19 protein-coding genes and 1 pseudogene are annotated in these 23,801 nt (G+C 64.1%); 9 read left to right on the top strand and 11 right to left on the bottom strand.

The annotated features are described in order from the left end of the window. Window positions 1-6: 6 nt before the first annotated feature. The 3 genes and pseudogenes from IVB18_RS04330 to IVB18_RS51545 all read right to left on the bottom strand — a co-directional run bounded on the left by IVB18_RS04330 (window position 7) and on the right by IVB18_RS51545 (window position 2,815). The gene (locus IVB18_RS04330) at window positions 7-1,200 is read right to left on the bottom strand and encodes an efflux RND transporter periplasmic adaptor subunit (protein WP_247988101.1); all 1,194 of its coding nucleotides are present in this window, start codon (window positions 1,198-1,200) and stop codon (window positions 7-9) included. 232 nt (window positions 1,201-1,432) lie between these two features. Further along, a pseudogene (locus tag IVB18_RS04325) lies at window positions 1,433-2,460 on the bottom strand (cyclopropane-fatty-acyl-phospholipid synthase family protein). 226 nt (window positions 2,461-2,686) lie between these two features. Then, complete coding sequence (locus IVB18_RS51545) at window positions 2,687-2,815, bottom strand: hypothetical protein (protein ID WP_256476703.1); 129 nt, start codon at window positions 2,813-2,815, stop codon at window positions 2,687-2,689. Between IVB18_RS51545 and IVB18_RS04320 the strand changes: the two genes are divergently transcribed. The 3 genes from IVB18_RS04320 to IVB18_RS04310 all read left to right on the top strand — a co-directional run bounded on the left by IVB18_RS04320 (window position 2,814) and on the right by IVB18_RS04310 (window position 5,495). Further along, window positions 2,814-3,836: a flagellar motor protein MotA gene (locus tag IVB18_RS04320; protein ID WP_247988100.1), complete on the top strand. Its 1,023-nt coding sequence runs from the start codon at window positions 2,814-2,816 to the stop codon at window positions 3,834-3,836. The genes IVB18_RS51545 and IVB18_RS04320 overlap by 2 nt on opposite strands. Before the next feature lie 23 nt (window positions 3,837-3,859). Next, window positions 3,860-4,888, top strand: coding sequence for a peptidoglycan -binding protein (locus IVB18_RS04315; protein ID WP_247988099.1), 1,029 nt, complete (start codon window positions 3,860-3,862; stop codon window positions 4,886-4,888). Window positions 4,889-5,054: 166 nt separating this feature from the next. Beyond that, on the top strand, window positions 5,055-5,495 hold the full coding sequence (locus tag IVB18_RS04310) for a GNAT family N-acetyltransferase (protein ID WP_247988098.1): 441 nt from the start codon (window positions 5,055-5,057) through the stop codon (window positions 5,493-5,495). Between the two features lie 199 nt (window positions 5,496-5,694). On the opposite strand, the gene IVB18_RS04305 is transcribed toward IVB18_RS04310, so the two are convergent. The 4 genes from IVB18_RS04305 to IVB18_RS04290 form a co-directional block, all read right to left on the bottom strand. Next, window positions 5,695-6,285, bottom strand: coding sequence for a hypothetical protein (locus tag IVB18_RS04305; RefSeq protein ID WP_247988097.1), 591 nt, complete (start codon window positions 6,283-6,285; stop codon window positions 5,695-5,697). A 140-nt stretch (window positions 6,286-6,425) separates the two neighbouring features. Beyond that, a complete protein-coding gene (locus IVB18_RS04300; protein ID WP_247988096.1) occupies window positions 6,426-7,343 on the bottom strand; it encodes a hypothetical protein in 918 nt (305 codons plus the stop codon). 227 nt (window positions 7,344-7,570) lie between these two features. Continuing rightward, window positions 7,571-8,689, bottom strand: coding sequence for a hypothetical protein (locus IVB18_RS04295; RefSeq protein ID WP_247988095.1), 1,119 nt, complete (start codon window positions 8,687-8,689; stop codon window positions 7,571-7,573). A gap of 694 nt (window positions 8,690-9,383) precedes the next feature. Then, window positions 9,384-11,228: an ABC transporter ATP-binding protein/permease gene (locus IVB18_RS04290; protein ID WP_247988094.1), complete on the bottom strand. Its 1,845-nt coding sequence runs from the start codon at window positions 11,226-11,228 to the stop codon at window positions 9,384-9,386. A gap of 201 nt (window positions 11,229-11,429) precedes the next feature. Between IVB18_RS04290 and rpmE the strand changes: the two genes are divergently transcribed. After that, the gene (gene rpmE / locus IVB18_RS04285; RefSeq protein WP_247988093.1) at window positions 11,430-11,657 is read left to right on the top strand and encodes a 50S ribosomal protein L31; all 228 of its coding nucleotides are present in this window, start codon (window positions 11,430-11,432) and stop codon (window positions 11,655-11,657) included. Window positions 11,658-11,817: 160 nt separating this feature from the next. Here rpmE and IVB18_RS04280 read toward each other — a convergent pair whose 3' ends face one another. Together IVB18_RS04280 and IVB18_RS04275 are read right to left on the bottom strand one after the other, a co-directional pair. After that, the gene (locus IVB18_RS04280; protein WP_247988092.1) at window positions 11,818-12,327 is read right to left on the bottom strand and encodes a DUF1465 family protein; all 510 of its coding nucleotides are present in this window, start codon (window positions 12,325-12,327) and stop codon (window positions 11,818-11,820) included. A gap of 551 nt (window positions 12,328-12,878) precedes the next feature. Beyond that, window positions 12,879-13,070, bottom strand: coding sequence for a DUF1192 domain-containing protein (locus IVB18_RS04275; RefSeq protein ID WP_247988091.1), 192 nt, complete (start codon window positions 13,068-13,070; stop codon window positions 12,879-12,881). 114 nt (window positions 13,071-13,184) lie between these two features. On the opposite strand from IVB18_RS04275, the gene IVB18_RS04270 reads away from it, so the two are divergent. Further along, the gene (locus IVB18_RS04270) at window positions 13,185-14,183 is read left to right on the top strand and encodes an NAD(P)H-quinone oxidoreductase (protein ID WP_247988090.1); all 999 of its coding nucleotides are present in this window, start codon (window positions 13,185-13,187) and stop codon (window positions 14,181-14,183) included. A 139-nt stretch (window positions 14,184-14,322) separates the two neighbouring features. After that, entirely contained in the window at window positions 14,323-17,199 is a 2,877-nt protein-coding gene (locus tag IVB18_RS04265) for an EAL domain-containing protein (RefSeq protein ID WP_247988089.1), read from the top strand. A gap of 117 nt (window positions 17,200-17,316) precedes the next feature. On the opposite strand, the gene IVB18_RS04260 is transcribed toward IVB18_RS04265, so the two are convergent. Then, a complete protein-coding gene (locus tag IVB18_RS04260; RefSeq protein ID WP_247988088.1) occupies window positions 17,317-17,580 on the bottom strand; it encodes a hypothetical protein in 264 nt (87 codons plus the stop codon). Window positions 17,581-17,720: 140 nt separating this feature from the next. Here IVB18_RS04260 and IVB18_RS04255 point away from each other — a divergent pair, with 140 nt between their 5' ends. Further along, complete coding sequence (locus IVB18_RS04255) at window positions 17,721-19,217, top strand: sensor domain-containing diguanylate cyclase (RefSeq protein WP_247988087.1); 1,497 nt, start codon at window positions 17,721-17,723, stop codon at window positions 19,215-19,217. Window positions 19,218-19,400: 183 nt separating this feature from the next. On the opposite strand, the gene IVB18_RS04250 is transcribed toward IVB18_RS04255, so the two are convergent. Beyond that, window positions 19,401-20,276: a UTP--glucose-1-phosphate uridylyltransferase gene (locus IVB18_RS04250; RefSeq protein WP_247988086.1), complete on the bottom strand. Its 876-nt coding sequence runs from the start codon at window positions 20,274-20,276 to the stop codon at window positions 19,401-19,403. Window positions 20,277-20,480: 204 nt separating this feature from the next. Between IVB18_RS04250 and IVB18_RS04245 the strand changes: the two genes are divergently transcribed. Then, a complete protein-coding gene (locus IVB18_RS04245; RefSeq protein WP_247988085.1) occupies window positions 20,481-21,866 on the top strand; it encodes a lytic murein transglycosylase in 1,386 nt (461 codons plus the stop codon). Between the two features lie 170 nt (window positions 21,867-22,036). Continuing rightward, window positions 22,037-23,752 (top strand): SGNH family hydrolase, encoded by a 1,716-nt coding sequence (locus IVB18_RS04240; protein WP_247988084.1) that lies wholly within the window; start codon window positions 22,037-22,039, stop codon window positions 23,750-23,752. The last annotated feature ends 49 nt before the right edge of the window (window positions 23,753-23,801 follow it).

Raw genomic sequence — 23,801 nt, 5'->3', positions numbered from 1 at the left:
GGCGCGTTACCGCGTGAGCTTCTGAGCGTGCCGGTTGTCCGCGGTCGCATCCGCCTCGGACCAGGATTGCGGCTTGACCTTGTCGCCGGCCGCGAACTTCTGGAAGCCTTCGACCACGACCTTGTCGCCGGTCTTCAGGCCGTCGGTGACGAACCAGATTCCGTCCTGCACCGAGCCGGCGCGGACCGGCTGCACCGCGATGCGGTTGTCGTCCTTGACGACGAACACCTCGCTGCCGCCGCCGCCATTGCGCTGGATCGCCTGCTGCGGCACCGCGATCGCGTCGGAGTCGAGGCCCTGGTCGATGCGCACGCGGACATACATGCCCGGCAAGAGCTCGCGCTTGGGATTGGGAAACTCGCCACGCAACGTCACCTGACCGGTCTGGGCGTCGACCTTGGCGTCGGAGAACAGCAGCTTGCCGTCGAGCGAATAGATGGTGTTGTCGTCGAGCACGAGGCGCACCTTGGCGGCATCGGCCGCGATGCGCTCGAGATCGCCGCTCTCGAAGGCGCGGCGGAGCTGGTTGAGCTCGTTCACCGACTGGGTGAAGTCGGCATAGATCGGGTCAAGCTGCTGGATGGTGGCAAGATTGGTCTCGTTCTGAACGGCGAGCGCGCCTTCGCTGACCAGCGCCGCACCGACGACGCCGTCGATCGGTGCGCGCACGGTGGCGTAGTCGAGATTGAGCTTTGCGCGTGCGAGCTCGGCCTTGCGTCCTTCGACCTCGGCGTGGGCCTGGCGCTCGGCCGCGAACGCCTTCTCGTTCTCGGCCTCGGGCGCGGCGCGCTGACTGGTGAGCGTGGCGATACGGTGCGCCTGTTGCCTGGCCTGCATCAACGCAGCCTCGGCCTTGGCGACCGCGGCGTCGTTGGCCATGACTTCGACCTCGAACGGACGCGGATCGATGCGATAGAGCGCATCGCCCGCCTTCACCTCGCTGCCTTGGCGGAACAGGCGCTCGACCACGATGCCGGAGATGCGCGGCCGCACGTCGGAGACGCGGGTCGGCGCAATGCGGCCCGGCAGTTCGCGCACCACGGCGCGCGGTTGCGGCTTGACGACGACGATGCTGACATCAGGGTCAACGGGCTGGGCGGCGGAGACGGCGGAGCTGGATTCATTGCAGCCCGCGAGCAGCGGCGCAAAGGCCGCGAGCATCATTGCAACGCATGCCGATCGCGCGCGAAGTCCTGACATGAAGTGGGGTGCCTCGATGTTGTTGAAACTTGGTCACGCTCCACACGGCGCCCGTTCTGGGCGATTCCGCGCAGCTGATGCCGTCAAAATAGAACGGACTTGCTGCAATGCAACGCATTGCGCGGGCGGCTCAATGTCACATGACCCATCGTGCTGAGTTCAGGGCGCTTTTCTCGGCTCACCGGATTGTGAGTCGGGTTCCATCGCAGCGTGCTGCGACAGAAGATCGCAATTACTCGGCGGCCTTCATCCGGTAGTGGCTGACGCCCCATTCGGTCCCATCGGCGTAGCCGAACAGGCCGGCAGTGGCGAGGAAGAACCAGCGCCAGCGCCGCATCCACAGAGCGGTATCCTCGCCATAGACGTTGCGCAAGCTCGCCTCGATCGCGGCGCGATGCGCATCGAAATTGGCGAGCCAGTCGTTCGCGGTGCGCTGATAATGCGTGCCGCTCCAGCACCATTCCTTTTCGATGCGAAGATGTCGTCATATTGCCGGACCAGATGATGGCTCGGCATCACGCCGCCGGTGAAAAAATGCTGCGCGATCCAGTCCTCGCGATTGGCCCGATCGAACAGATAGGAGCCGGAGCGATGGGTGAAGACGTGCATGAAGAAGCGGCCTTCTGGCGCCAGCCATGAGCGCGCGCGCGTCATCAGCTTGCGCCAGTTCATCATGTGCTCGAACATCTCGACCGAGACGATGCGGTCGAACTGGCCGTCAGGCGCGAACACGTTCATGTCGGCGGCGACGACGCGCAGGTTCAGCAAGCCGCGCAACCGCGCCTCCTCCTCGACATAGGCGCGCTGCGACTGCGCGTTCGACACCGCCGTCACCTTGGCATGCGGAAACTGCCGCGCCATCCACAGCGACAGCGAGCCCCAGCCGCAGCCGAGCTCGAGGATGGTCTGGCCGTCGGCGAGACCGGCATGCTCGGCGGTCTGGCGCAGCGCCTCCTCCTCGGCCTCCCGCAAGGTGGTTGCGTCGGTCTTGTAGAAGCAGGACGAATATTTGCGGTTGGGGCCGAGCACTTGCGCGAAGAAGCTCGGAGGCACGTCGTCATGCTGGGTGTTGGCGGCGTCCGCGTGCTCGGTGATCGGCAGTAGCATCATCCGCCCGGCGAAGGCTGCGTCATCGGCCGCATTGAGCGCAGCGAGCCGAGTCGCGGTGCGCGAGCACAGGCGCTGGATCGCGGCGCGGATCACGACGTCCGGCAGCGGTACACGTTCGGCAGTCCCGATGATCGTGGAAACAAAGCTCATGCGACCGCTCCCTTGGCCACGACGTCTTTGGGGACGAAAGAAAAGACAGGGGTTGGGATGGGTTCATCCTGGTCCAAATGGCCGGTGCGCCGTTGCACCCCCGGGCGAACGCCGTCAGGACCGCGAGCCAGAGCGGAATGACGGCTAGTCCCCCCAAGAAAAAACGCCATGCAAAAAATCCGAGCTAAGCCTGTGGAGCGCCGAAATTTTACAAAATACGTGGGTATCAAAGCGCAGTTTCAGCATTGAGTTCCGTGACCCGCCGCGAAATCGGCGCATCGGGCGCTTTTTTTGGGCTGGCGCTGTGCCATAGTGCGGCTGCAAGCAAGCTTTCGTAACGGATGATACTGGCCATGCCGTCAGGCACCTCGCCTCGTTCCACCCTTGACATCGAATATACAAAGCTATCCTCGCCCAGCGTCTTCCTGGTGCGGATGCTGGTCTTCCTGGTGCTCTGCGCGCTGGTGAGCGTGGTGCTCTACAAGCAGATCATCCAGGCCTTCTTCGCCAATCCCGGGCTCAATGCCCTGATCGGCGGCGTGCTGTTCATCGGCATTATCCTGGCCTTCCGCCAGGTCATCCGGCTCTACCCCGAAGTCTCCTGGGTCAACAATTTCCGCATCGCCGATCCCGGTTTGGCGCCGGCCCGACATCCCAAACTGCTGGCGCCGATGGCTGCGATCCTCGGCGGCGAGCGCTCCGGCCGCATGACCATCAGCCAGACCACCATGCGGCACCTGCTCGATTCGATCGCGACCCGCCTCGACGAGGCCCGCGACATCTCGCGTTACATGACCGGCCTGCTGGTCTTCCTCGGCCTGCTCGGCACCTTCTGGGGCCTGATCGAGACGGTCGGGTCGGTCGGCAAGGTGATCGACGGGCTCAAGGTCGGCGGCGATTCCGGCGCACTGTTCGACACGCTGAAGGAGGGACTGGCCGCCCCGCTCGGCGGCATGGGCATCTCGTTCTCGAGCTCGTTGTTCGGCCTCGCCGGCTCGCTGATCCTCGGCTTCCTCGACCTGCAATCGAGCCAGGCGCAGAACCGTTTCTATACCGACCTCGAAGACTGGCTCGCCACCACCGTGCGCGAATACGGCAGCGGCGAGCTTGCCGGCGTTTCCGGCGGTGGCGGCGGGGTTGCCAGCGGCGAGCTTCAGGCCGCCGTCGAGCGGCTGCGCTCCGTGCTCGAGGAAGGCAGCGCCAGCCGCGGCACCACGGCGGCGATGGCGAGCCTCGCCGAAGCCATCCAGGCGCTGGTCTCGCACATGCGGACCGAGCAGCAGATGATCCGCGAATGGGCCGATGGCCAGGGCGAGCAGAACCGCGAGATCCGGCGCTTGCTGGAACGCATCGCGCGCCAGCCCGAGAAGAGTTGAGCATCTAACATCGAGAGACGATCATGGCTCTAGCCCGCGGCCGCCGCAGCGACGGCGCCTTCAACTACTGGCCCGGCTTCGTCGACGCGCTGTCGACGCTGGTGCTGTCGATCGTGTTCCTGCTGTCGGTGTTTTTGGTCGTGCAGTTCTTCCTGTCGCAGGAGGTCACCGGCAAGGACAAGGCACTGGAGCAGCTCAACGCCAAGATCGCCCAGCTCAACGAACTGCTGTCGCTGGAAAAGCTCGGCAAGCTCACGCTCGACGACCAGGTTTCGCAATTGAAGGCCGGGCTCGCCTCGGCCGAGACCGAGCGCGACCGCATCAAGGGCCTCTATGATGGCCTCGCCAGTGCCGGCAATGACGCGCAGGGCAAGACCACCGAGCTCGGCAAGGCGCTGGACTCGGAGAAGGCGGTTTCGTCGCGCGCGCTGGCCCAGATCGAGGTGCTGAACCAGCAGATCAGCGCGCTGCGGCGGCAATTGGCGGCGCTGGAAGAAGCGCTCGACGCCTCCGAGAAGCGCGACAAGGAATCGCAGAACCGGATCGCCGATCTCGGCTCGCGCCTGAATGTCGCACTGGCGCAGCGCGTGCAGGAATTGTCGCGCTACCGCTCCGAATTCTTCGGCCGCCTGCGCGCCATCCTCGGCAACCGCCCCGACATCCGCATCGTCGGCGACCGCTTCGTGTTCCAGTCCGAGGTGTTCTTCGACACCGGACAGGCGACGTTGCTGCCGGAGGGCCGCGCCGAGCTCGACACCTTGGCGGCCGCGCTGATCGAGCTCGACAAGAAGATTCCGAACGAGATCGCCTGGGTGCTGCGCGTCGACGGCCATACCGACGTGCGGCCGGTCAACGGCCCGAACTTCAAGTCCAACTGGGACCTGTCGGCGGCCCGCGCGATCTCGGTGGTGCAGTACCTGATCTCGCTCGGTGTCCCGGCCCAACGCCTGGTCGCAGCCGGCTTCGGCGAATTCCAGCCGCTCGACATCGCCAACACCGAGGAAGCCTACAAGCGCAACCGCCGCATCGAGCTGAAGCTGACGGAGCGGTAGTGATGAGGGTCGCACAACACTCGCCGCATCGTCATGGCCGGGCATGTCCCGGCCATCCACGTCTTTGCTTCCGCGCGTGCGGCCTTTCGTGGATGCCCGGGCATAGGCGAGCGGAAGCGACGCCGTCCTTCGGACGGCTATGCCCGGGCATGACGACCTTCGCAAGATGACCCACCTCCGCCCCTATCGCCCTGAGGACGAAGCGGCCACGATCGATCTCTGGCATCGCACCTGGCAGCAGGCCTATCCGCAGATCGACTTCGCGACACGGCTCGAATGGTGGCGGGAGCGCTGGCGCAAGGACCTTGTGCCGAAGGCCTCGATCGTCGTCGCCGAGCAGAACGGCGCACTGACCGGCTTCGTCACCATCGACGGCGACGGCTATCTCGACCAGCTCGTGGTCGATCCCGCGCATTGGGGCTCGGACGCGGCAAGGCTGCTGGTCGACGAAGCCAAGCGCCTGTCGCCGACCGGCGTCACCCTGCTCGTCAACAAGGACAACGCCCGCGCCATCCGCTTCTACGAGCGCAACGGCTTTGCCCATGCTGGCGACGATTTGAACCCGACCTCGGGACGGCCGGTGCTGAAGATGATTTGGCGGGCGTAAGGCGCTTCCAAAACCAAAATCTCGAAAACAACCCCATGCACAGTAGCCGATGATAGCGAAATCAACGGCTTACGCAGGGGCCGTTTGACACGTCGGGCAAAACAGGAGCATCGGATTTGCAAGGTTTTGGGGGCGGGGATGGCGGATTTCTGAGGCGTCGTTGGCTTGAGTTCGACGGAGGTCAATCAGAAGCCAGGATTCATTTCTGAAGCGAGGGGAGCGAGTATCCCCATCCCTTCTCGATCGATTCCCTAATCTGATGCGCAAGCTGGATGGACGGTCCCTTCAGGGCGTTCTGCGTCTCATCGCAGCTACCTCCCTTGTCGATGCACTTTTCGAGTTCATTCAGGCCATTGCCGAATTGCACCATAGCCCTCGCCACTTCGGGACTCTCTACAGCTGCGAGCTCACCCCAATAGAGCTCCCAGAACCTTCTGCGTGCCCAGTCCCAATCCTCAGGAGGCGGTTGGTCTTGATTGGCTGAAGATTTGGCGGGGGTGGAAGTAGCCAGCTTGGCCGTCACCTTCGCGGCCTCGAAGTAGAATGCCAATTGCCGTTCCAGGAACGGCTTCTGCGACTCCCGTATCGCGATTTGGGTAGCCTGCTCCCTCCGGGATGTCTCAGCGGCGGCCGCATCCGACGCCTGCTGGTGCTGAATGTAAAGCCAGGTCCCGGCCGTCCAAAGGCCGGCAATGATCACTGCGATGCCGGCTCCATGCGTTATAACGAAGCGCCACGCCCGACGGAGCGCATCATTTCGTTCAGTGGCTATTTGATGTTCGTCCACCATGGATGGTCTCCTTCGAAAGACCGCCGTCGAGAACATCGTAAGTGACCAAACTGACCCACCTTAACGCGATGATCTGGCCCCACAGGTGAGGCAATTCACAAATCGCTTCTTGGCGGGCCGCCAACTTTCCTCAGCCGCCGCTACAATTCGAACGGGTCGCCGCCAGGAAGCGGATCGACGACGCGGCCTTGACGACCGCGTCTGGCCAACTCAAATGGATCATCGCCGGGCAGCGGGTCTACCATTGCCGCCAGCTCCGACAGAAGTCGCCCGGCGTGATGGAGAACAGCCGCGCGGGGCCTTCTCGTGTCGGCCGCCGCCCCGCTTTCGCCAGGATATGTTGTGGTGCCCGCCCGCTTACCTGCGATTTCCTTGCGATACTCGCTGCGATGCATGGTGCGGACTTCGACCTCACGGAAGTGGCGTTCCTTGCGGCGCGAGCCGAAGATCTCCCGCGCTGATGAGCCGTTGCTCACAATTTGATAGCCGTTCGCCAAGGTCTGGAACGGCCGAGCCACCTTTCCGAGGTGGTCGAACCGCACCGACCGCGGCTTGTGCCAAGATTCAAAGAACGACGGATAGACGAAGTTGCTTACCGCGATGCTATCGATTTCATACTCCCCGTCCTCCACTGCATCACACATCTCGTAAGCGTAAAACACGCCCTTGCTGTCTTGGGCCCACATCTGCGCACCGGGATCGATCAGCATTTCGAGCAACTCATGCGAGGTGGTCACACTTATCTTCTCGCCGGCTCCAATAGTGCTCTTGACGAAGACCTTCGATACAGGTTGCCCGTCCTTGGTTAAGTCATGATAACCAAGGGCATTGGCTTCATCGGTATCATCCAGGAACACAATTTGCCATTCGTCGGGCTTTGGCTTGTCGCTTATACGCAATTTTGCCGGGTACCCCCATATGGGTACAAAATCGCGCTCCAGTTGCTTCTCCAGGGCCGACACCAGTTTGCGGAGATCGACGCCGAGAGACTCCTTCGCCAGATTCGTGAAAGCGATGGTCGGAAATTTTCCCTGGTTGAAAGCAGCTGCCCTAATCATCACGAAGCTCCTTCGGTTTTAAAATGTGATGTGAATGCCGTGGAAGTCACAATTCAAATGGATCGTTGCCGGGCAGTGGATCCATCGTCCTGCTCGTCCGATTGCTCTTTGCTGGCCGCTTTTTGGCTCTTGTTGTCTTGGCTTTCTTTGCCGACCTGCCAGTACGGGGTGACGACCGCTTTTGGGCCTGTCGTGAGGCGGATTTTGCCATGCGGAGCACTCCTTGATCATGGAGAACGTATGAGCTGAAGCTCTCGACTTTTCAGCTGATCGACTGCGTTGGCAGCCAGCTCCTCAGCCGAGGTGCGAGCCTGCGCAGTAAGGGTGTTTCCAATGAAAATACCACTTGGGGGCACCCGTGCCGTGCGCACAGTCCGGCTCGCGGGCACCCTCGCCGAGCGTACTGGGGGCGAAGCGACGGAAAAGCCAGCGCTTCGTTCCCTTGAGAATAGGTAACCGCGAAGCGAACCGAGAGACGCTACAACCTCCTTATCTAGCGCAAGGCCTACGGTGACTTTGTGTGTGTCCGTCCGGGTTGCCGAGCCTGTAACCGAAGCATCTGCGAGCTGGAAGCCGGCGCCGACAGGGGTGAAAATGATTTTGGGCGTCAACGTCGCGTCGATGGTTGTGGTGAATGTCAGCTTGTCGGCTATGGTCGGAGGGCCGATCGCGCCGGGGTCGCCGTCCTTAACGGACAAGCCCCCGAGATAGACCAGTTGAAAGAAGGTCATCACGAGTTCGTCGACGCCGATATGACCCGCGATAGGATAGACATAATTGGCTTGAACAATCTGGCCGTCGCAGTACCGACGACCGCGAACCGGCGTATTGACGGTCATCAAGAGGTCACCGAATGTGTCCGTCACCGTAAATGACCGTTCGTTGGTTCGTGCCCGGTTCACATCCCCGGTTACTCCAAGCGTAAATTTCCGCGCCCACGGACCCAGCAGGTTGATGGTGGTGCCGAGGTCGTTGTTTTCGGTCATGGTGAGATCAAAATTGTAAGCGATTGCGGTGGAATAGATCACTCGATAAAAGTTGCGGACCTGTTCGTATTTCGGACCACGAAACCGCTCGGGCGTGAACTTGCTGATCGAGTCCGGGTTGGCTTCGTATTCATCCAACACTTGCCGTGCGATCGGGACCGCGAGTTGGTCTTCATGGTCCGTGGCAAGCCGCCTGAGTTCCCTCAGCAGAAACTGCAAGGCGGCCTCGCGCGTCTCACAGCGGATTTGCCGTGCAATATGGTATGTGTTCACACCGGTGACGTCTTCCGGCACCGGGTGGATTGCGCAATTCGATAATAAGAATGCAGCCGCGCTTGCGGCAATTAATCGAACAAACATCGGATGCCCCCGCACCGAAAATAACCTAAGATTGTATGCACATTTAGGTTGCTGCGTATGTGACATTCACGCCACACGGCCGAATATTCTGTTCCCTGGAGCGAGCGAGTAAAATGCAGTTGCGACTTGTTGCACGTCCGTGGCTTTGGTCGTTCACTGGTGAAACCCACGTGAAACGAGCGCCGGGGAAGAGCAGCAGTCGCCGCGACGTTACTTCTTGTCCAGGCGCTGGCGGATTTCGCAGAGGCGTGCGCGGGTGATCCTTCCACCACGGCTGCCGGTGTGTGGCCCAGCTCTTCGAATTTCGCTGCCAAGCTGGTGTATTCGGTGATGCCTTGCTTCATCAGCTTGCGCATTGCTGCGTAGATGACGCGAGCGTGCTGTCGCCTTTGCGCGGTTCGTCCTGATTCCTTTTCTTTGACGCTTTCGGCTTGACGGTGGGGTGGGTGATGGTGGTGGTGGTGGTCGGTGTGGCGTCGCCGCGCCCCTTCTCTGCGCGCGAGTCGGGCCGGGGTGCATCGACCGACTAGCGCATCCCGGCGCGTTGTTTCAGCGCGTCGATGTCGACGTTGCCGGGTACGCCGCGCTTATCGATTGATTACTAAGTCTCGGAGTACTGGATCACCCGCCCCAGTGCGCAAATGCGCACAAGGCGGGGTGATGACACCGCGAAGGGGGCGACAGCCGAAACGCCTCACGCCCCCTCGAACTGCAACCTCGCCAGCCTCGCGTAAAGCCCGTTCACAGCAACCAGCTCGGCATGCGTGCCCTGCTCGACGATCCTGCCCTGGTCCATCACCAGGATGCGGTCGCAGGACAAGACGGTGGCGAGGCGATGCGCGATCACCAGCGTGGTGCGGTGGCGCATCAACTCCTCCAGCGCGGTCTGCACCAAGGTCTCGCTTTCAGCATCGAGCGCGGAGGTTGCTTCATCGAGCAGCAGCAGCGGCGCATCGCGCAGGATCGCGCGCGCAATCGCGATGCGCTGGCGCTGGCCGCCGGAGAGCGTCACGCCGCGCTCGCCGAGCGGGGTCTCAAAACCTTCAGGCATGCGGCGGATGAACTCGGCGGCGTGCGCGAGCTCGGCGGCGCGCTCGACCTCGGCATCGGTCGCGCCGGGCCGGCCGAAGCGGATGTTCTCGCGGGCGGTGGCGGCGAACACGGTCGATTCCTGCGGCACCAGCGCGATGCGCGCGCGGAAGTCGCGCGGATCGGCCGATCTGACCGGTACGCCGTCGAGCGAGATCGCGCCGTTGCGCGGATCGTAGAAGCGCAGCAGCAGATGAAAGATCGTGCTCTTGCCGGCGCCGGACGGACCGACGATCGCAACCTTCTCGCCGGGACGCACGGTGAACGACACGGCGTCGAGCACGTTGGCGTCGGGCCGCGCCGGATAGGAGAAGCTGACGTGATCAAATCCGACCTCGCCGCGCGCCGGCACCGGCAACGCACGCGGAGACGCAGGCGCGCTGATCTCGGGCTCCACATGCAGGATCTCGAACAGGCGCTCGGCGGCGCCCGAGGCGGCCGAGACCTCGCCCCAGACCTCGCTGAGCTGGCCAAGGCCAGCCGCGGCGAAGGCCGCATACAGCACGAACTGGCCGAGCCGGCCCGGCGTGATGGTGCCGATGAGCACGTCATGCGAACCGATCCAGAGGATCGCGACCACGCTTGCGAACACGATGAAGATGATGATGGCGGTGAGCACCGCGCGCGCTTGTGTCGAGGTGCGCGCGGCCTCATAGGCCTGCTCGACCTCGCCGCCGAAACGCTTCGCGGCGAACCCTTCGCTGGTATAGGCTTGCACGGTGCGGATCGAACCGACCAGCTCGCCCGCATAGGCGGAAGCGTCGGCAAGCGTGTCCTGCGCATTGCGGGACAGCCGACGCACCCAGCGCCCGAACGCAACCAGCGGCAGCACGATCAGGGGAATGGCCAGCAGCACGAAGCCGGAGAGGCGCGGGCTCGTGATCACCATCATCGCGGCGGCGCCGAAGAACATCATCAGGTTGCGCAGCGCGATCGACACGGATGCGCCGACGGCGGATTTGATCTGGGTGGTGTCGGCCGTGAGCCGCGACACCAGCTCGCCGCTGCGCGCGGAATCGAAGAAGGCCGGCGAGAGCGACAGCAGATGCGCGAAGACGTCGCGCCTGAGATCTGCGACGATGCGCTCGCCGATCGTCATCACGAGGTAGTAGCGCGCAGCGCTGGCCAGCGCGAGCACGGCGACGACCGCGATCATCACCGAGAAGTAGCTGTTGATCAGCGCGATGCCTTCCGGCGTGAGGCCGAAATCGATCATCCGCCGTACTGCGATCGGCACCAGCAGCGTGGTCAGCGCAGCGATCGTCAGCGCGACGAAGGCGAGCGCCGCACGGCCGCGATAGCGGGCCACATAAGGCGCGAGCGCCAGCAGCGGCCGCAACCGCGCACGGCTCTTCGCCGGCGCCTCGATCAGCGCGGCTTCGATCGACTCGGCGGGCACGTTTTGGCCCTCGTCGCGGTATTGGTCGTCAAGCCGTTCCACAGCGCTCATGAGATTGGACCCAATGGGACAAGTGTCCACCAGATAGGCCGGGGGAGCGGGCGTGGCAAATCCGGGATGTCCCTTAGGGGATCGCCCGGTTCTCAAGGCCCGCAATGACTTGTTTTACGCGGTCCCGTGGGGTATAGACCCGGCCAAATCCGTCATCGATCATCACTCAAGCGAGCGGCGCCGGTCGCCCTAGGAATTGCCATGAAAGCCGAGATTCATCCGAATTATCATATGATTAAGGTCGTGATGACCGACGGAACCGAGTACCAGACCCGCTCCACCTGGGGCAAGGAAGGCGACACGCTGAACCTCGACATCGACCCGAAGTCGCACCCGGCCTGGACCGGCGGCAACGCGCAGCTGATGGATCGCGGCGGCCGCGTCTCGCGCTTCCAGAAAAAGTTTTCGGGCTTTCTCAAAAAGGATTGATCCGGCCGTATCGGTCGCGAACGAAAAACGCCTCCGGGAGACCGGGGGCGTTTTTGTTTTTTCGGCCGTCATTCCGGGGCGATGCGTGAGCATCGAACCCGGAATCTCGAGATTCCGGGTTCGGTCCTACGGACCGCGCCGGAATGACAGCGAGTAAACCTTACCGCTCGAACGCCGCCTTCAGCGCGTTGAGGTGCGGCACCAGCGGGTTGCCGATCGCGGGGAGATCGGCCGGCGGGGTGTGGATGGTGGTGTCCAGTCGGCGCACGCGGGTCTGGAGGCTCATCGAGCGATGGATCAGGTCCTGCAGCTGCGAGGGCAGCTTCTCGATGATGTCGCTGGATCCGGGATCCGCGGCCGAGAGCTTGACCTTGGTCTTTTCGCGACTGGCCTGGCCCAGCGTCATCTCGCCTTCCTTCACCGCGCGATGCAGCAGCAGCCACGAAGCGAGCTGCATCAGGCGGGTGGTAAGACGCATGCTTTCGGTCGCATAGGTGAGGCTGACGGCACGATCGAGCGCCTTGGCCTCGGTACGGCCGGCGCCGTCGAGATAGGCGGCGGTCTCTTCGACGAGATCCATGCCCTCGCGGAACAGGGTGCCGAATGCCGCAGAATTGGTGAACCGTTCGCTGAGTTGAACGAGAGCGCCGTCGGCCTGCAAACGTTCCATGGTTAACGCCCCTTACGCAACTGTTTACCGATCCGGCTTTGGCGCCGGCTTATGATGAACAAATCATTGCGCGGGCGGGACGCGGAGTCCAGCGACAAGCGCGGATATGGTTTCCGCGCGTCTTTCCTCGGAATTCAACCGGAATGAGAGGCAAAAAAGAGCCGCCGGAAAACCGGCGGCTTTGAAAGTTGATAACAGGGAGGCGTCAAACAGAGTGGACAGGAGCCACTCGGTGTCCAAACGAGGACAGTTCCAGTCATAAACCCGAAAGCTTAATCGGGAGTAAACGAGCGATTATTTTGAGGGTTCGTTAGCCATGTCGGTCAGTGGCCGAGTGCGTTGCGGCGCGTTTCTCTATCCCGTCGTCATTCCGGGGCGCGACGAAGTCGCGAGCCCGGAATCCATAGCCACGAGCGGATGCAATGGCCCGGTGCTGCCAGCCTGCCCGCTTCAACGGCTTGTGGTTATGGGTTCCGGGCTCGGCGCTGCCGCGCCGCCCCGGAATGACGCGGGGAAAGTTCGGCGCCACATGTCCGGGACACGACCGCGGTCTACGACTTGAACACGCTGTTCGCCGCGTCGCGCGAGGCGCGCTTCTTTGTTGCGGCTTCCTCCAGCCGCGCGATCTCGGTCTTGAGCAGAGCGATGCGCTCGCTCAGTTCCTCGACCGACAACAGTGAGAGGTCCTGTCCAATCTCGTGGCTGACCTTCTTGCGCGGGCGGTCGTCGTCTTCCATTGGCATGGTCGATCCTCCTGCGTTCGCACGGCCAAACGAGGCCGAAGTGGTTGCCAGCTTGGACCGCGCTGGCTAATCAATGGCCCCGTTCCAGCTCTTACCCCTGCTCAAGGACAAATCATGGAAAAGCTGCCCGCGCAAATGACCGTGGTCGCCATCTCCAAGCCCGGCGGACCGGAGGTGCTGGTGCCGGAACAGCGGGCGCTGCCGCAGCCCGGCCCCGACGAGATCCTGGTCAAGGTGCAGGCCGCGGGCGTCAACCGGCCCGACGTGGCGCAGCGCTCCGGCGCCTATCCGCCGCCGCCCGGCGCCAGCGACCTGCCGGGCCTCGAGATCGCGGGCGAAGTGGTGGCGGTGGGCAGCAACGCCAAGCGGCACAAGATCGGCGACAAGGTCATGTCGCTCGTCGCCGGCGGCGGCTATGCGCAATACTGCATCGCCCAGGACGCCCAGGCGATGAGCGTGCCGCCGGCACTGTCGATGAAGGAAGCCGGCGCGCTGCCGGAAACGCTGATGACGGTCTGGCACAATGTGTTCGAGCGCGGCGGCCTGAAGGCCGGCGAGACGCTCTTGATCCACGGCGGCTCCTCCGGCATCGGCACCATGGCGATCCAGCTCGCCAAGGCGTTCGGCGCGAAGGTGATCGTCACCGTCGGCTCGCAGGACAAGATCGACGCCTGCCTCAAGCTCGGCGCCGACCGCGCGATCAACTACAAGAACGAAGACTTCGTCGCCGTGGTCAAGGCGGAGACCAGCAATGCCGGCGCCAACCTGATCCTCGACATGGTCGCCGGCGACTATGTCGACCGCAACTACGATGCAGCCGCGGTCGACGGCCGTATCGTCCAGATCGCAACCCTCAACGGCCCCAAGGTCAGCGTCAACATCGCCAAGGTGATGGTGAAGCGGCTGACCCATACGGGGTCCACGCTGCGCCCCCGTACTAATGCGGATAAGGCGGCGATGGTCGCGGCGATCGAGGACAAGGTCATGCCCCTTTTGCGCGAAGGACGCGTAAAACCGCTGATGGACAGCTCATTCCCGCTGGAAAAAGCCGTCGACGCGCACCGGCGGATGGAGACCAGCGCCCATATTGGCAAAATTGTGTTGGAAGTCTAGGCCTCTGGCCCACAGGGCAAGCCGGAAACCCTTTGATTTTCCTCGCTTTCGTGGCATCTATCGCGACGCACCGAACCACTTCCGTCCGGTCTGAAATCGCCTTGCACTCAGAGTTTGCGTCGAACGCGGAGAACTGACCTTGGGTCTGATCAGGTGCCTCGCGCCCTTCGCGCTGGGCCTCATGATTCTTGTCGCCGTGTCGCCTGCACGCGCGCTTGACGCTGTCAGCGTCCGCGGCGACGCGCCCGCGATCGACCTCACCGGCGTGCTCGAGCACCAGCGCAGCGATGCCGACCGCATCCAGGTCTCCACCGCGCCCGGAACCGATGGCATCGTCCGCCGCATCGAGGTGCGCGCCCGCGAGGGCGGCCAGAACTGGGTGGTGTTCGCGCTCGCCAACAACACCGACGACCAGCTCGACCGCCTGATCGTCGCCCCGCACTACCGCATCGTCTCCTCCGGCCTGTTGTGGCCCGACCTCGGGCTGTCGCGGATCGCGACCATCACGCCCTCGACCGGCGACCGGCCCGAGCGGCAGGAAAGCCCGACCGCCGACGTCTTCCGCATCACGCTCGACCCCGGCGCCGTCATCACCTTCGTCGCGGAACTGCGCACCGACAAGCTGCCGCAGCTCTATCTGTGGGAGCCGGAGTCCTACAAGGACAAGGTCAACTCCTTCACGCTCTACCAGGGCATCGTGATCGGCATCTCCGGGCTTTTGGCTCTCGTTCTCACAATCCTGTTCGTCGTCAAGGGAAGCATCATGTTCCCGGCGGCCGCGGCGCTGGCCTGGGCGGTGCTGGTCTATATCGGTGTCGATTTCGGCTTCTGGGGCAAGGTGCTCGACATGTCGAACAACGCCGAGCGCATCTGGCGCGCGGCGGGTGAAGCGATCCTGGCGGCGACGCTGCTGGTGTTCCTGTTCGCCTATCTCAACCTAAGCCGCTGGCACGTGCGCTATTCGCACATCACGGTGGGCTGGCTCGCGTTCCTGGGCTCGCTGGTGGCGCTCGCCTTGTTCGACCCGGCCGTAGCCTCCGGCATCGCACGCATATCGCTGGTGTTGATCGCCTTCGCCGGCTTTGGGCTGATCGTCTATCTCTCGACCCACGGTTTCGACCGCGCGGTGCTGCTGATCCCGACCTGGTTCCTGCTGGTGGTCTGGGTGGTCGCGGCCGGCATGGCGGTCGCGGGCTCCGTCACCAACGACATCGTCGGCCCCGCGCTGCTCGGCGGCCTGGTGCTGATCGTGATGCTGATCGGTTTCACGGTGATGCAGCACGCTTTCGCGGGCGGCGGCGCCACCACCGGCGTCGTCTCCGACATCGAGCGCCGCGCGCTGGCGCTGGCCGGCTCCGGCGATTTGATCTGGGACTGGGACGTCTCCGCCGACAAGGTTTTCACCAGCCCCGAGACCGAAGCCCTGCTCGGCCTGAAGCGCGGCACGCTGGAAGGCCCAGCCGCATCATGGCTCGAAGTGCTGCATCCGCTCGACCAGGACCGCTTCCGCGCCGCGCTCGACAGCGTGCTCGATCAGCGCCGCGGCCGACTGGTGCAAGACTTCCGCCTGCGCACGCCCGACGGTCATTTCATGTGGTTCGCGCTGAAGGCGCGCCCCGTGGTCGGCTCGGACGGCGAGGTCTCGCGCGTGGTCGGCACGCTCACCGACGTCACCGAGCTGCGTAACGCCGAGGAGCGCCTGCTGCACGATTCCGTGCACGACAACCTCACCGGCCTGCCCAACCGAAAACTGTTCATGGACCGGCTCGGCGCGGTCGCGCATTTCGCCAAGACCATGCCGACGCTGCGGCCGACGCTGATGGTGATCGACCTCGACCGCTTCAAGCAGGTCAACGATTCCGTCGGCATCGCGGTCGGCGATTCCATCCTCTTGACGCTCGCCCGCCGCCTCACCCGCATCCTGAAGCCGCAGGACACGCTGGCGCGGCTCGCCGGCGACCAGTTCGGCCTGATCCTGCTCTCGGAGCAGGACCCCGCCCGCATCACCGCCTTCGCCGAGACCATCCGCAAGACCATCCGCGCGCCGATCGCCTTCAACGACCGGGAGATCTTCCTGACCGCCTCGATCGGTCTCGCCCTCTCCGATCCGCAGACCCAGCTCACCGACGAGATCATCAAGGACGCCGAGCTGGCGATGTATCATTCCAAGCGCATCGGCGGCGACCGCATCGACGTCTACAAGCCGGCGATGCGCGCGCGGAAGACCGACCGCCTGACGCTGGAAAGCGAGCTGCGCCGCGCCATCGAGCGCCAGGAGCTCACGATCCTGTACCAGCCGATCGTGCGGCTGGAAGATCGGTCGATCGCCGGCTTCGAGGCGCTATCGCGCTGGGATCATCCCAAACTCGGGCGCATGGCGCCGTCGGAATTCATCACCATTGCAGAAGAGACCGGGCTGATCATCGACCTCGGCATGTTCGTGCTCGACCAGACCGCCAAGCAGCTGTCGATCTGGCAGCGTGCGATGCGCTCGCGCGAGCCGATCTTTGCCTCCGTCAACGTCTCGTCGCGGCAATTGCTGCGCCACGATCTGATCCACGACATCCGCACCGTGCTGTCGCGCTCGTCGGTGGCGCGCGGCACGTTGAAGCTTGAATTGACGGAATCGCTGGTGATGGAGAACCCCGAGCACGCGGCGCAGATGCTGACGCGGATCCGCGAACTCGGTACCGGGCTCTCGCTCGACGATTTCGGCACCGGCCATTCGTCGCTGGCCTATCTCCAGCGCTTCCCGTTCGACACCATCAAGATCGACCAGTCCTTCGTGCGCACCACCAACCGCGGCACCCGTCCGGTGATCCTGAAGTCGATCATCGCGCTTGCGCACGACCTCGGCATGGACGTGGTGGCGGAAGGCGCCGAGACCGATTCCGACGCGGTCGAGCTCTACCAGATGGGCTGCGAATACGCGCAGGGTTTTGCCTTCGGCGAGCCGATGGACGCCGACGCGGCGATGCGGCTGCTTACGGAAGTGCGGCTGGAGGCGGCGAGCTAGTCTCGCTTATGCCCTCTCCCCTTGTGGACTCCATTTCCATTTGAATGCGCGGAGACAGACCCCTCATCCGGCGCTTCGCGCCACCTTCTCCCACAAGGGGAGAAGGAAGAAAGAGCGCTAACGCCGCCGCTCACTGGGCTTCCGCCTGAATCTTACGCTCCGGCCGTCGGGCATCCGGGTCGCCACGAAGCCCGCGGCGAGGCAGGCCTCGCGCTGCGGCATCTGGATGTCGGGGCTGCGCAGGCTGTCCCACCACGAGGCACGATGCGCCGCGCGCGGCAGGGCAGCGCCGATGATCTCCTCGATCTGTTCATAGCTCAGCACGAATTCCGTCTGCTTCTGCCGCATCAGATAGTCGCGCAACGCGTCGTAATCGTTCACCGTCGTCCTCTCGTCCGAAGCCCTGGTTTGCTGAAAACCGGGAGCTCTATAAACCGTTTCTTAACTCATTGCGGCAACGCCGTCCCGGCTTAAACACTACTCAAGTTTTCGGGCGCATCCACTCATGTCGGGAGCAACCGATGTTGTCTGGATGGCGCGAAGTCACGGCCCGGCGGCCGTGGCGGATTTCGGCGAAGCTGCTGATCATCTCGTCCGTGGTGACGGTGATCGGCTTTTCCGCCATTTGCGTCAACGTCATGCTGGACATGCGTCGCGGCGAGGAGGCGCTCGCCCGCCAGACGCTCGAGAACCTGGCAACGACGATCGAAGCCGACATCAGCCGCAATATCGAGATCTACGATCTGTCGCTGAAGGCGGTCGCCAGCAACATGCTGCTGTCCGAGATCGGGACGGTTTCGAAGCCTATCCGCCACCTCATCCTGTTCGATCATTCGACCACGGCGAGGCATTTCGGCGCCATCCAGGTGTTCGATGCCGACGGCAGGCTAACCATCGACGCCTCTTCGCTCGATCCGCTGCCGGAAACCCGCGGCGACGAGGACTATTTCAAGGTTCATCGCGACAACGCGGCCGCAGGATTGTTCATCAGCCGCCCGATGCTGTTCCGCGGCGCCTATTCCATCGTGCTGAGCCGTCGCATCAGCGACACCGACGGCGGCTTTCTCGGCGTCGTCGCCGGCTCGATCCGCTTCAGCTATTTCCACGAATTGTTCGAGCGGCTGAGCCTCGATCCCGAGGACACCATCACCGTGCTCAAGCGCGACCGCACCGTCATGATGCGGCGGCCGTTCGATCTCGACGTGATCGGCAAGAACCTCGACGAACGGCCGGTCTGGAAGGCCGACAATCTGAAGGTCGGCAGCGCGTTCGCCGGACAGGGGCCGATCGACGGCACACCGCGGCTCTATGTCCGCAGCGGCGGCACCAATCCGCTGTTCGTGGTGGCGGGCAAGCCGCTGAGCGCGGTGTTCGCGTTGTGGCAGAAGGAGGCGCTCCGCATCGGCGCGGTGGTCCTGGTGCTCGCGCTGTTCGTGCTGGGGACGGCGATCGTGCTCGCCCGCGAGATCGGCCGGCGCGCCGCAGCCGAAAGCAAGCTCGAGGAGATGGCGACGACGGACGCGCTCACGGGCTTACGCAACCGCCGCAAGTTCGACCATGCGATCGAGATCGAGTGGCGGCGCGCGATGCGCCAGAAGACGCCGGTTGCGCTGCTCATGATCGATGCCGATCACTTCAAGGCCTATAACGATACGTTCGGCCACCAGGCCGGCGACCAGGTGTTGGTCGGCATCGCCATCTGCATCTCGGATTCCGTGCGTCGCGCCGGCGACTGCGCCGCGCGCTATGGCGGCGAGGAATTCGCGGTGCTGCTGCCGGACACCTCGGCCACCGACGCTTTCAAGATCGCCGAGACGATCCGCGGCAAGGTGCAGGGCTGGTCCGACGATCAGGCGACGTCGACCGTCTCCTGCGGCATCGCCAGCCTCGTCCCTACGGCAGGTATGGACTGGTCGATCCTGGTCGCCGCCGCCGACAAGGCGCTCTATGCGGCCAAATCCGGCGGCCGCAACCAGTCCGTGCTCGCGAGCCTTCCGAAGCTGTCGCTGGTGGCGTGAGCGGCTGTCGTTTGAAACGACGCAATCACCACATCCTCGTGTCGTCCCGGCGAAGGCCGGGACCCATACCGCGGAATCCATCGACAGTTGAGGGTAGGAGTACCGAACGACGAACCTTCGCCAAACTACTCCCTGTGATTATGGGTCCCGGCCTTCGCCGGGACGACATCGGGGGAGAAGGCTCTACTGCCCCAGATATTTCTTCATCTCTGCGATCAGCCCGTCGCGCAGCTCGGGGCGCTTCAGGCCGTAGGCGATGTTGGCGCGGAGGAAGCCGGGCTTGGAGCCGCAATCATGGCGCTCGCCCTCGAACTCGACGCCGTAGAATTTCTGCGATTTGGCGAGCCCGATCATGGCGTCGGTGAGCTGGATTTCGCCGCCGGCGCCGCGCTCCTGGGTCTCCAGGATCTTGAAGATTTCCGGCTGGAGGATGTAGCGCCCGGTGATCGAGAGGTTGGAGGGCGCGGTGCCCTTGGCCGGCTTCTCCACCATGCCGTCGACCTCGAACGTCCTGCCGGTGCGCTTGCCTACGCCGCAGATGCCGTATTGGTGGGTCAGATGGTCGGGCACGGCCTCGACCGCGATGACATTGGATTTTTCGCCAAGCTTGCCGGCAGTCTCGATCATCTGCTTCAGGCAGCCGGGCGAGTTGAGCACGAGCTCGTCGGGCAGCACCACCGCGAACGGCTCGTCGCCGACAATGTCGCGCGCGCACCAGACCGCATGGCCGAGGCCGAGCGGCGCCTGCTGGCGGGTGAAGCTGACGGCGCCGGCTTCGGGCTGGTTCTGCGCGAGAACTTCCTGTTCGGCCTTCTTGCCGCGCGCGGCAAGCGTGGCGTCAAGCTCGAACATCCGGTCGAAATGATCTTCGATGACATTTTTGTTGCGGCCGGTGACGAAGATGAAATGCTCGATGCCGGCTTCCCTGGCCTCGTCATAGACGTACTGGATCAGCGGCTTGTCGACGATGGTCAGCATTTCCTTCGGCATCGCCTTGGTGGCGGGCAGGACGCGGGTGCCGAGGCCGGCGACGGGAAATACGGCTTTGCGGATTTTCATGGGATTGATCGAATACCTTGAGAGGCGCGTGAATGAAGCAATGGCAGCTTGCTAACCGGTTTGCAGCCGGTAACAAAGGCGGATGTAGGGCCCTGCCCCTTGGGAATGAGAAAAAGGCCGCCCACAAAATTTCACCTTTGTTAAGCTATTGGCAACCGTAACGAGGCCTCCTGAAGGCGGATTTTTGGCCAGACAGGTGGGGACATGATGCAATCAGTGGCAGGGCTGGCAAAACGCGCTGGATCTCTGACCGGCGCAACGATGATTGCGGCCGTCCTGTTGCTCCCTGTCGCCGCGCGCGCCCAGGCGCAAAACGGCCTGTCGAACTTATTCGGCGGTATTTTCTCCGGCTCGAGCCAGGCCCCCTCGCAGCCTGCGCCCGGCCCCGGCGGCGCGCAACCTTGGAGCGGCGAGGACGGCGCGTCCGGCCATCCGCTGATGACCGCATCGGCAATCCGCGAGGCGGCTTCCAATTTCAGCAATTGCGTCGCGGCGATGTGGCCCGATGCCGCACGGCGCGGCATCACCCAGGAGAACTTTCAGCGTTTCACCGCAGGGCTCGCACCCGATCTGCGCATCATGGATCTGATGGATTCGCAGCCGGAGTTCACCAAGTCGATCTGGGACTATCTCGACATCCTCGTGAACGACAACCGTCTCGCCAAGGGCCGCGAGGTCCTCGCCAAGTACAAGGCGCAGTTCGACGCCACCGAAAAGGCCTATGGCGTCGATCGCTACATCATCGCTTCGATCTGGGGCATCGAGTCCAACTACTCGACGCAGATGGGCGACCGCAGCGTGCTGCAATCAACCGCGACGCTCGCCTGCATCGGCCGCCGCCAAGCCTATTTCAAGGACGAATTCCTCTCAGGCCTGGAAATCCTCAACCGCGGCGATTTGCAGCCCGAGCAGATGCGCGGCTCCTGGGCCGGCGCCTTCGGCCCGACGCAGTTCATGCCGACCGCGTTCAAGCGCTTCGCCGTGGACGGCGACGGCGACGGCCGGCGTGACGTCGTCGACAATCCCACCGACCTGATCGCGTCCACCGCCAACAATTTGAAGAAGGACGGTTGGCAGACCGGCCAGACCTGGGGCTACGAGGTCGTGATGCCCCAAGGCTTCAATTACATGCTGGCCGATCGCGCCAAGGCGATGACGATCGCGCAGTGGGAGAAGCTCGGCCTCAAGCGCCCAGCCAACCAGCCCTTCCCGCAGCCGGCGGAGAAAGCCTACCTGCTGGCGCCGGCGGGCGCGCAGGGACCGGGCTTCCTGATGCTGCAGAATTACCGGGTCATCATGAAGTACAATCCGGCGGAAGCCTATGCGCTGGCGATCGGGCATTTCGCCGACCGCCTGCGCGGCGGCCAACCCTTCGTTCAGCCCTGGCCGCGGCAGGAACGGGAACTGTCCCGCACCGAGCGGCTGGAATTGCAGCAACTGCTGGCCCAGCGCGGCTTCTACAAGGGCACCCCGGACGGCCAGTTCGGCGGCCAGACCCGGGAGGCGCTGCGCAACTTCCAGGCCTCGATCGGGGTGCCGGCGGATGGTTTTGCCTCCTCCGACGCACTGGAACGGCTGCGCGGACGGTAAAATCGCGCCGAAAGTAACCCTGAACATGGATTTTGCCTGATGGCCTTGACGGGGGTGACTGATCCTCGATGTATGGGTCAAGAATCTGCAAGAGAATTTGCCCGTTTGCGGCCGGATTCCGTTATTATATTGAGCCTGTTCCGATCCCTGTTGCGCGTGCCCGAGATCGCATGTCGAAGCCAAAGTCCCTGTTCAAGGTGCTGACCGAGACCGGCCCGTTGATCGCGCTGGGGACGGCGCTTGCGATCCTGGTGTCGGTCGCGGGGCCCGCCTCGGCGCAGTTCTTCAACTTCCCCGGCTTCGGCGGCCCGCCGCAGCGCGCGGCCCCACCACCACCATCCCGGGGCGGCGGAGGCGGCGGCGGATGGTTCGGCGGCGACTTCTTCGCGCCGTTCCAGCAGCAGCAGCCGCAAGCGCCGCGGCAGGATTTTTCGCGCGCGCCTGCGCCGGCCAAGCGTGATGCGATCCCGGACAAGAACGTGCTGGTGATCGGCGACGCCATGGCCGACTGGCTCGCCTACGGCCTGGAAGACGCCTACACCGAGCAGCCCGACATGGGCGTGATCCGCAAGCACAAGACCACGTCCGGCCTGATCAAGTATCAGCCGCGCGGCGAGCCCTCGGACTGGGCGACTGCTGCGAAGGGCATCCTCGAGACCGAAAAGCCGGACGTCATCGTCGTCATGCTCGGCCTCAACGACCGCATCGCGATCCGCGAGGCCATGCCCGACAAGGCCGCGGACAAGGACAAGAAGAACGACAAGGGCGCGCGCGCCAAGCCGCAAGGAAAGCCCGGCGAGGCCAAGTCCGGTGACGCCAAGCCCGGTGATGCCAAACCGAACGGCACCGACACCGCCGCCAAGCCGGATGACAAGCCGGCCGACAGCGACCTGCCGCAGGATGATGCCGACAACGCCGATGCGCCGCCGATCGCAGCGCCCGAAAAGAGCGCGCGCTCGCCGAACGGCCTCTACGAATTCCGCGACGACCGCTGGGTCGAGCTCTACAGCAAGAAGATCGAGGAGCTGACCAACGTCCTCAAGAGCAAGGGCGTGCCGGTGCTCTGGGTCGGCCTGCCCGCCATCCGCGGACCGAAGGGGACGGCGGACATGCTGTTCCTGGATTCGCTCTATCGCGAAGGCGCGGCCAAGGCCGGCATCACCTATGTCGATGTCTGGGACGGTTTTGTCGACGAGGCCGGCCGCTTCCTCCAGAAGGGCCCGGACTTCGAGGGCCAGATCCGCCAGCTGCGCAGCTATGACGGCGTCTATTTCACCAAGCCCGGCGCCCGCAAGCTCGCGCACTATGTCGAGCGCGAGATCACCCGCCTGCTCGCGGGACGCTCCGGCCCGATCGCACTGCCGAGCGAGCCGGCCACCCCCGATACCAGCGCCGAGCCCGGCAAGCCCGCGCCGCGGCCGTTGGCGGGCCCGATTGTGCCGCTGGTTGCGGCCTCGATCTCGACCGATAAATTGCTGGGGGGCCCGGGCTCGCGTCCCGCCGCCGTCGATGCGCTCGCTGCGAAGACAATGGTGAAGGGCGAGCCACTGGCAGCGCCCGCGGGCCGCGCCGACGATTATGCCTGGCCGCGCCGCGAAGTCGGCCGCGAGCAAGCCAAGGGCGATACGCCGATGGCGGCGACCACGCCTGACGGCAATGCATCCGGTGCAGCCGCAGCGAGCGCGCCGCCAAAGCTCGCGCCGAAGAGGCCTCCGGTGCAGCAGCAACCGGCACAGGCGACGCCATCAATGCGCGATTTCTTCGGCTTCGGCTCTCCGCCGCCACCGCCACGTCAATTGGCGCCGGCGCCGCGCAATCCGAACCCCAACCCCGCGATCCCGCGTCCGCCGGGCAATGTCGGGCGATCGGCGGAAGTGTTCCGGTAATTTTTTCTGCGTTGAATTGAAGTGTCATTCCGGGGCGCGCGAAGCGCGA

It is taken from the genome of Bradyrhizobium sp. 186 (assembly GCF_023101685.1).
Lineage (GTDB): Bacteria > Pseudomonadota > Alphaproteobacteria > Rhizobiales > Xanthobacteraceae > Bradyrhizobium.
Note: the sequence above shows the minus strand (reverse complement) of the source record. Positions and strands in the feature narration are given on the sequence as shown.

What these genes read in the sequence shown, in the direction of transcription:
- IVB18_RS04330 (WP_247988101.1), bottom strand. Translation starts at nt 1,200, where the DNA reads ATGTCAGGACTTCGCGCGCGATCGGCATGCGTTGCAATGATGCTCGCG.
- IVB18_RS04320 (WP_247988100.1), top strand. Translation starts at nt 2,814, where the DNA reads ATGCCGTCAGGCACCTCGCCTCGTTCCACCCTTGACATCGAATATACA.
- IVB18_RS51545 (WP_256476703.1), bottom strand. Translation starts at nt 2,815, where the DNA reads ATGGCCAGTATCATCCGTTACGAAAGCTTGCTTGCAGCCGCACTATGG.
- IVB18_RS04315 (WP_247988099.1), top strand. Translation starts at nt 3,860, where the DNA reads ATGGCTCTAGCCCGCGGCCGCCGCAGCGACGGCGCCTTCAACTACTGG.
- IVB18_RS04310 (WP_247988098.1), top strand. Translation starts at nt 5,055, where the DNA reads ATGACCCACCTCCGCCCCTATCGCCCTGAGGACGAAGCGGCCACGATC.
- IVB18_RS04305 (WP_247988097.1), bottom strand. Translation starts at nt 6,285, where the DNA reads ATGGTGGACGAACATCAAATAGCCACTGAACGAAATGATGCGCTCCGT.
- IVB18_RS04300 (WP_247988096.1), bottom strand. Translation starts at nt 7,343, where the DNA reads ATGATTAGGGCAGCTGCTTTCAACCAGGGAAAATTTCCGACCATCGCT.
- IVB18_RS04295 (WP_247988095.1), bottom strand. Translation starts at nt 8,689, where the DNA reads ATGTTTGTTCGATTAATTGCCGCAAGCGCGGCTGCATTCTTATTATCG.
- IVB18_RS04290 (WP_247988094.1), bottom strand. Translation starts at nt 11,228, where the DNA reads ATGAGCGCTGTGGAACGGCTTGACGACCAATACCGCGACGAGGGCCAA.
- rpmE (WP_247988093.1), top strand. Translation starts at nt 11,430, where the DNA reads ATGAAAGCCGAGATTCATCCGAATTATCATATGATTAAGGTCGTGATG.
- IVB18_RS04280 (WP_247988092.1), bottom strand. Translation starts at nt 12,327, where the DNA reads ATGGAACGTTTGCAGGCCGACGGCGCTCTCGTTCAACTCAGCGAACGG.
- IVB18_RS04275 (WP_247988091.1), bottom strand. Translation starts at nt 13,070, where the DNA reads ATGCCAATGGAAGACGACGACCGCCCGCGCAAGAAGGTCAGCCACGAG.
- IVB18_RS04270 (WP_247988090.1), top strand. Translation starts at nt 13,185, where the DNA reads ATGGAAAAGCTGCCCGCGCAAATGACCGTGGTCGCCATCTCCAAGCCC.
- IVB18_RS04255 (WP_247988087.1), top strand. Translation starts at nt 17,721, where the DNA reads ATGTTGTCTGGATGGCGCGAAGTCACGGCCCGGCGGCCGTGGCGGATT.
- IVB18_RS04250 (WP_247988086.1), bottom strand. Translation starts at nt 20,276, where the DNA reads ATGAAAATCCGCAAAGCCGTATTTCCCGTCGCCGGCCTCGGCACCCGC.
- IVB18_RS04245 (WP_247988085.1), top strand. Translation starts at nt 20,481, where the DNA reads ATGATGCAATCAGTGGCAGGGCTGGCAAAACGCGCTGGATCTCTGACC.
- IVB18_RS04240 (WP_247988084.1), top strand. Translation starts at nt 22,037, where the DNA reads ATGTCGAAGCCAAAGTCCCTGTTCAAGGTGCTGACCGAGACCGGCCCG.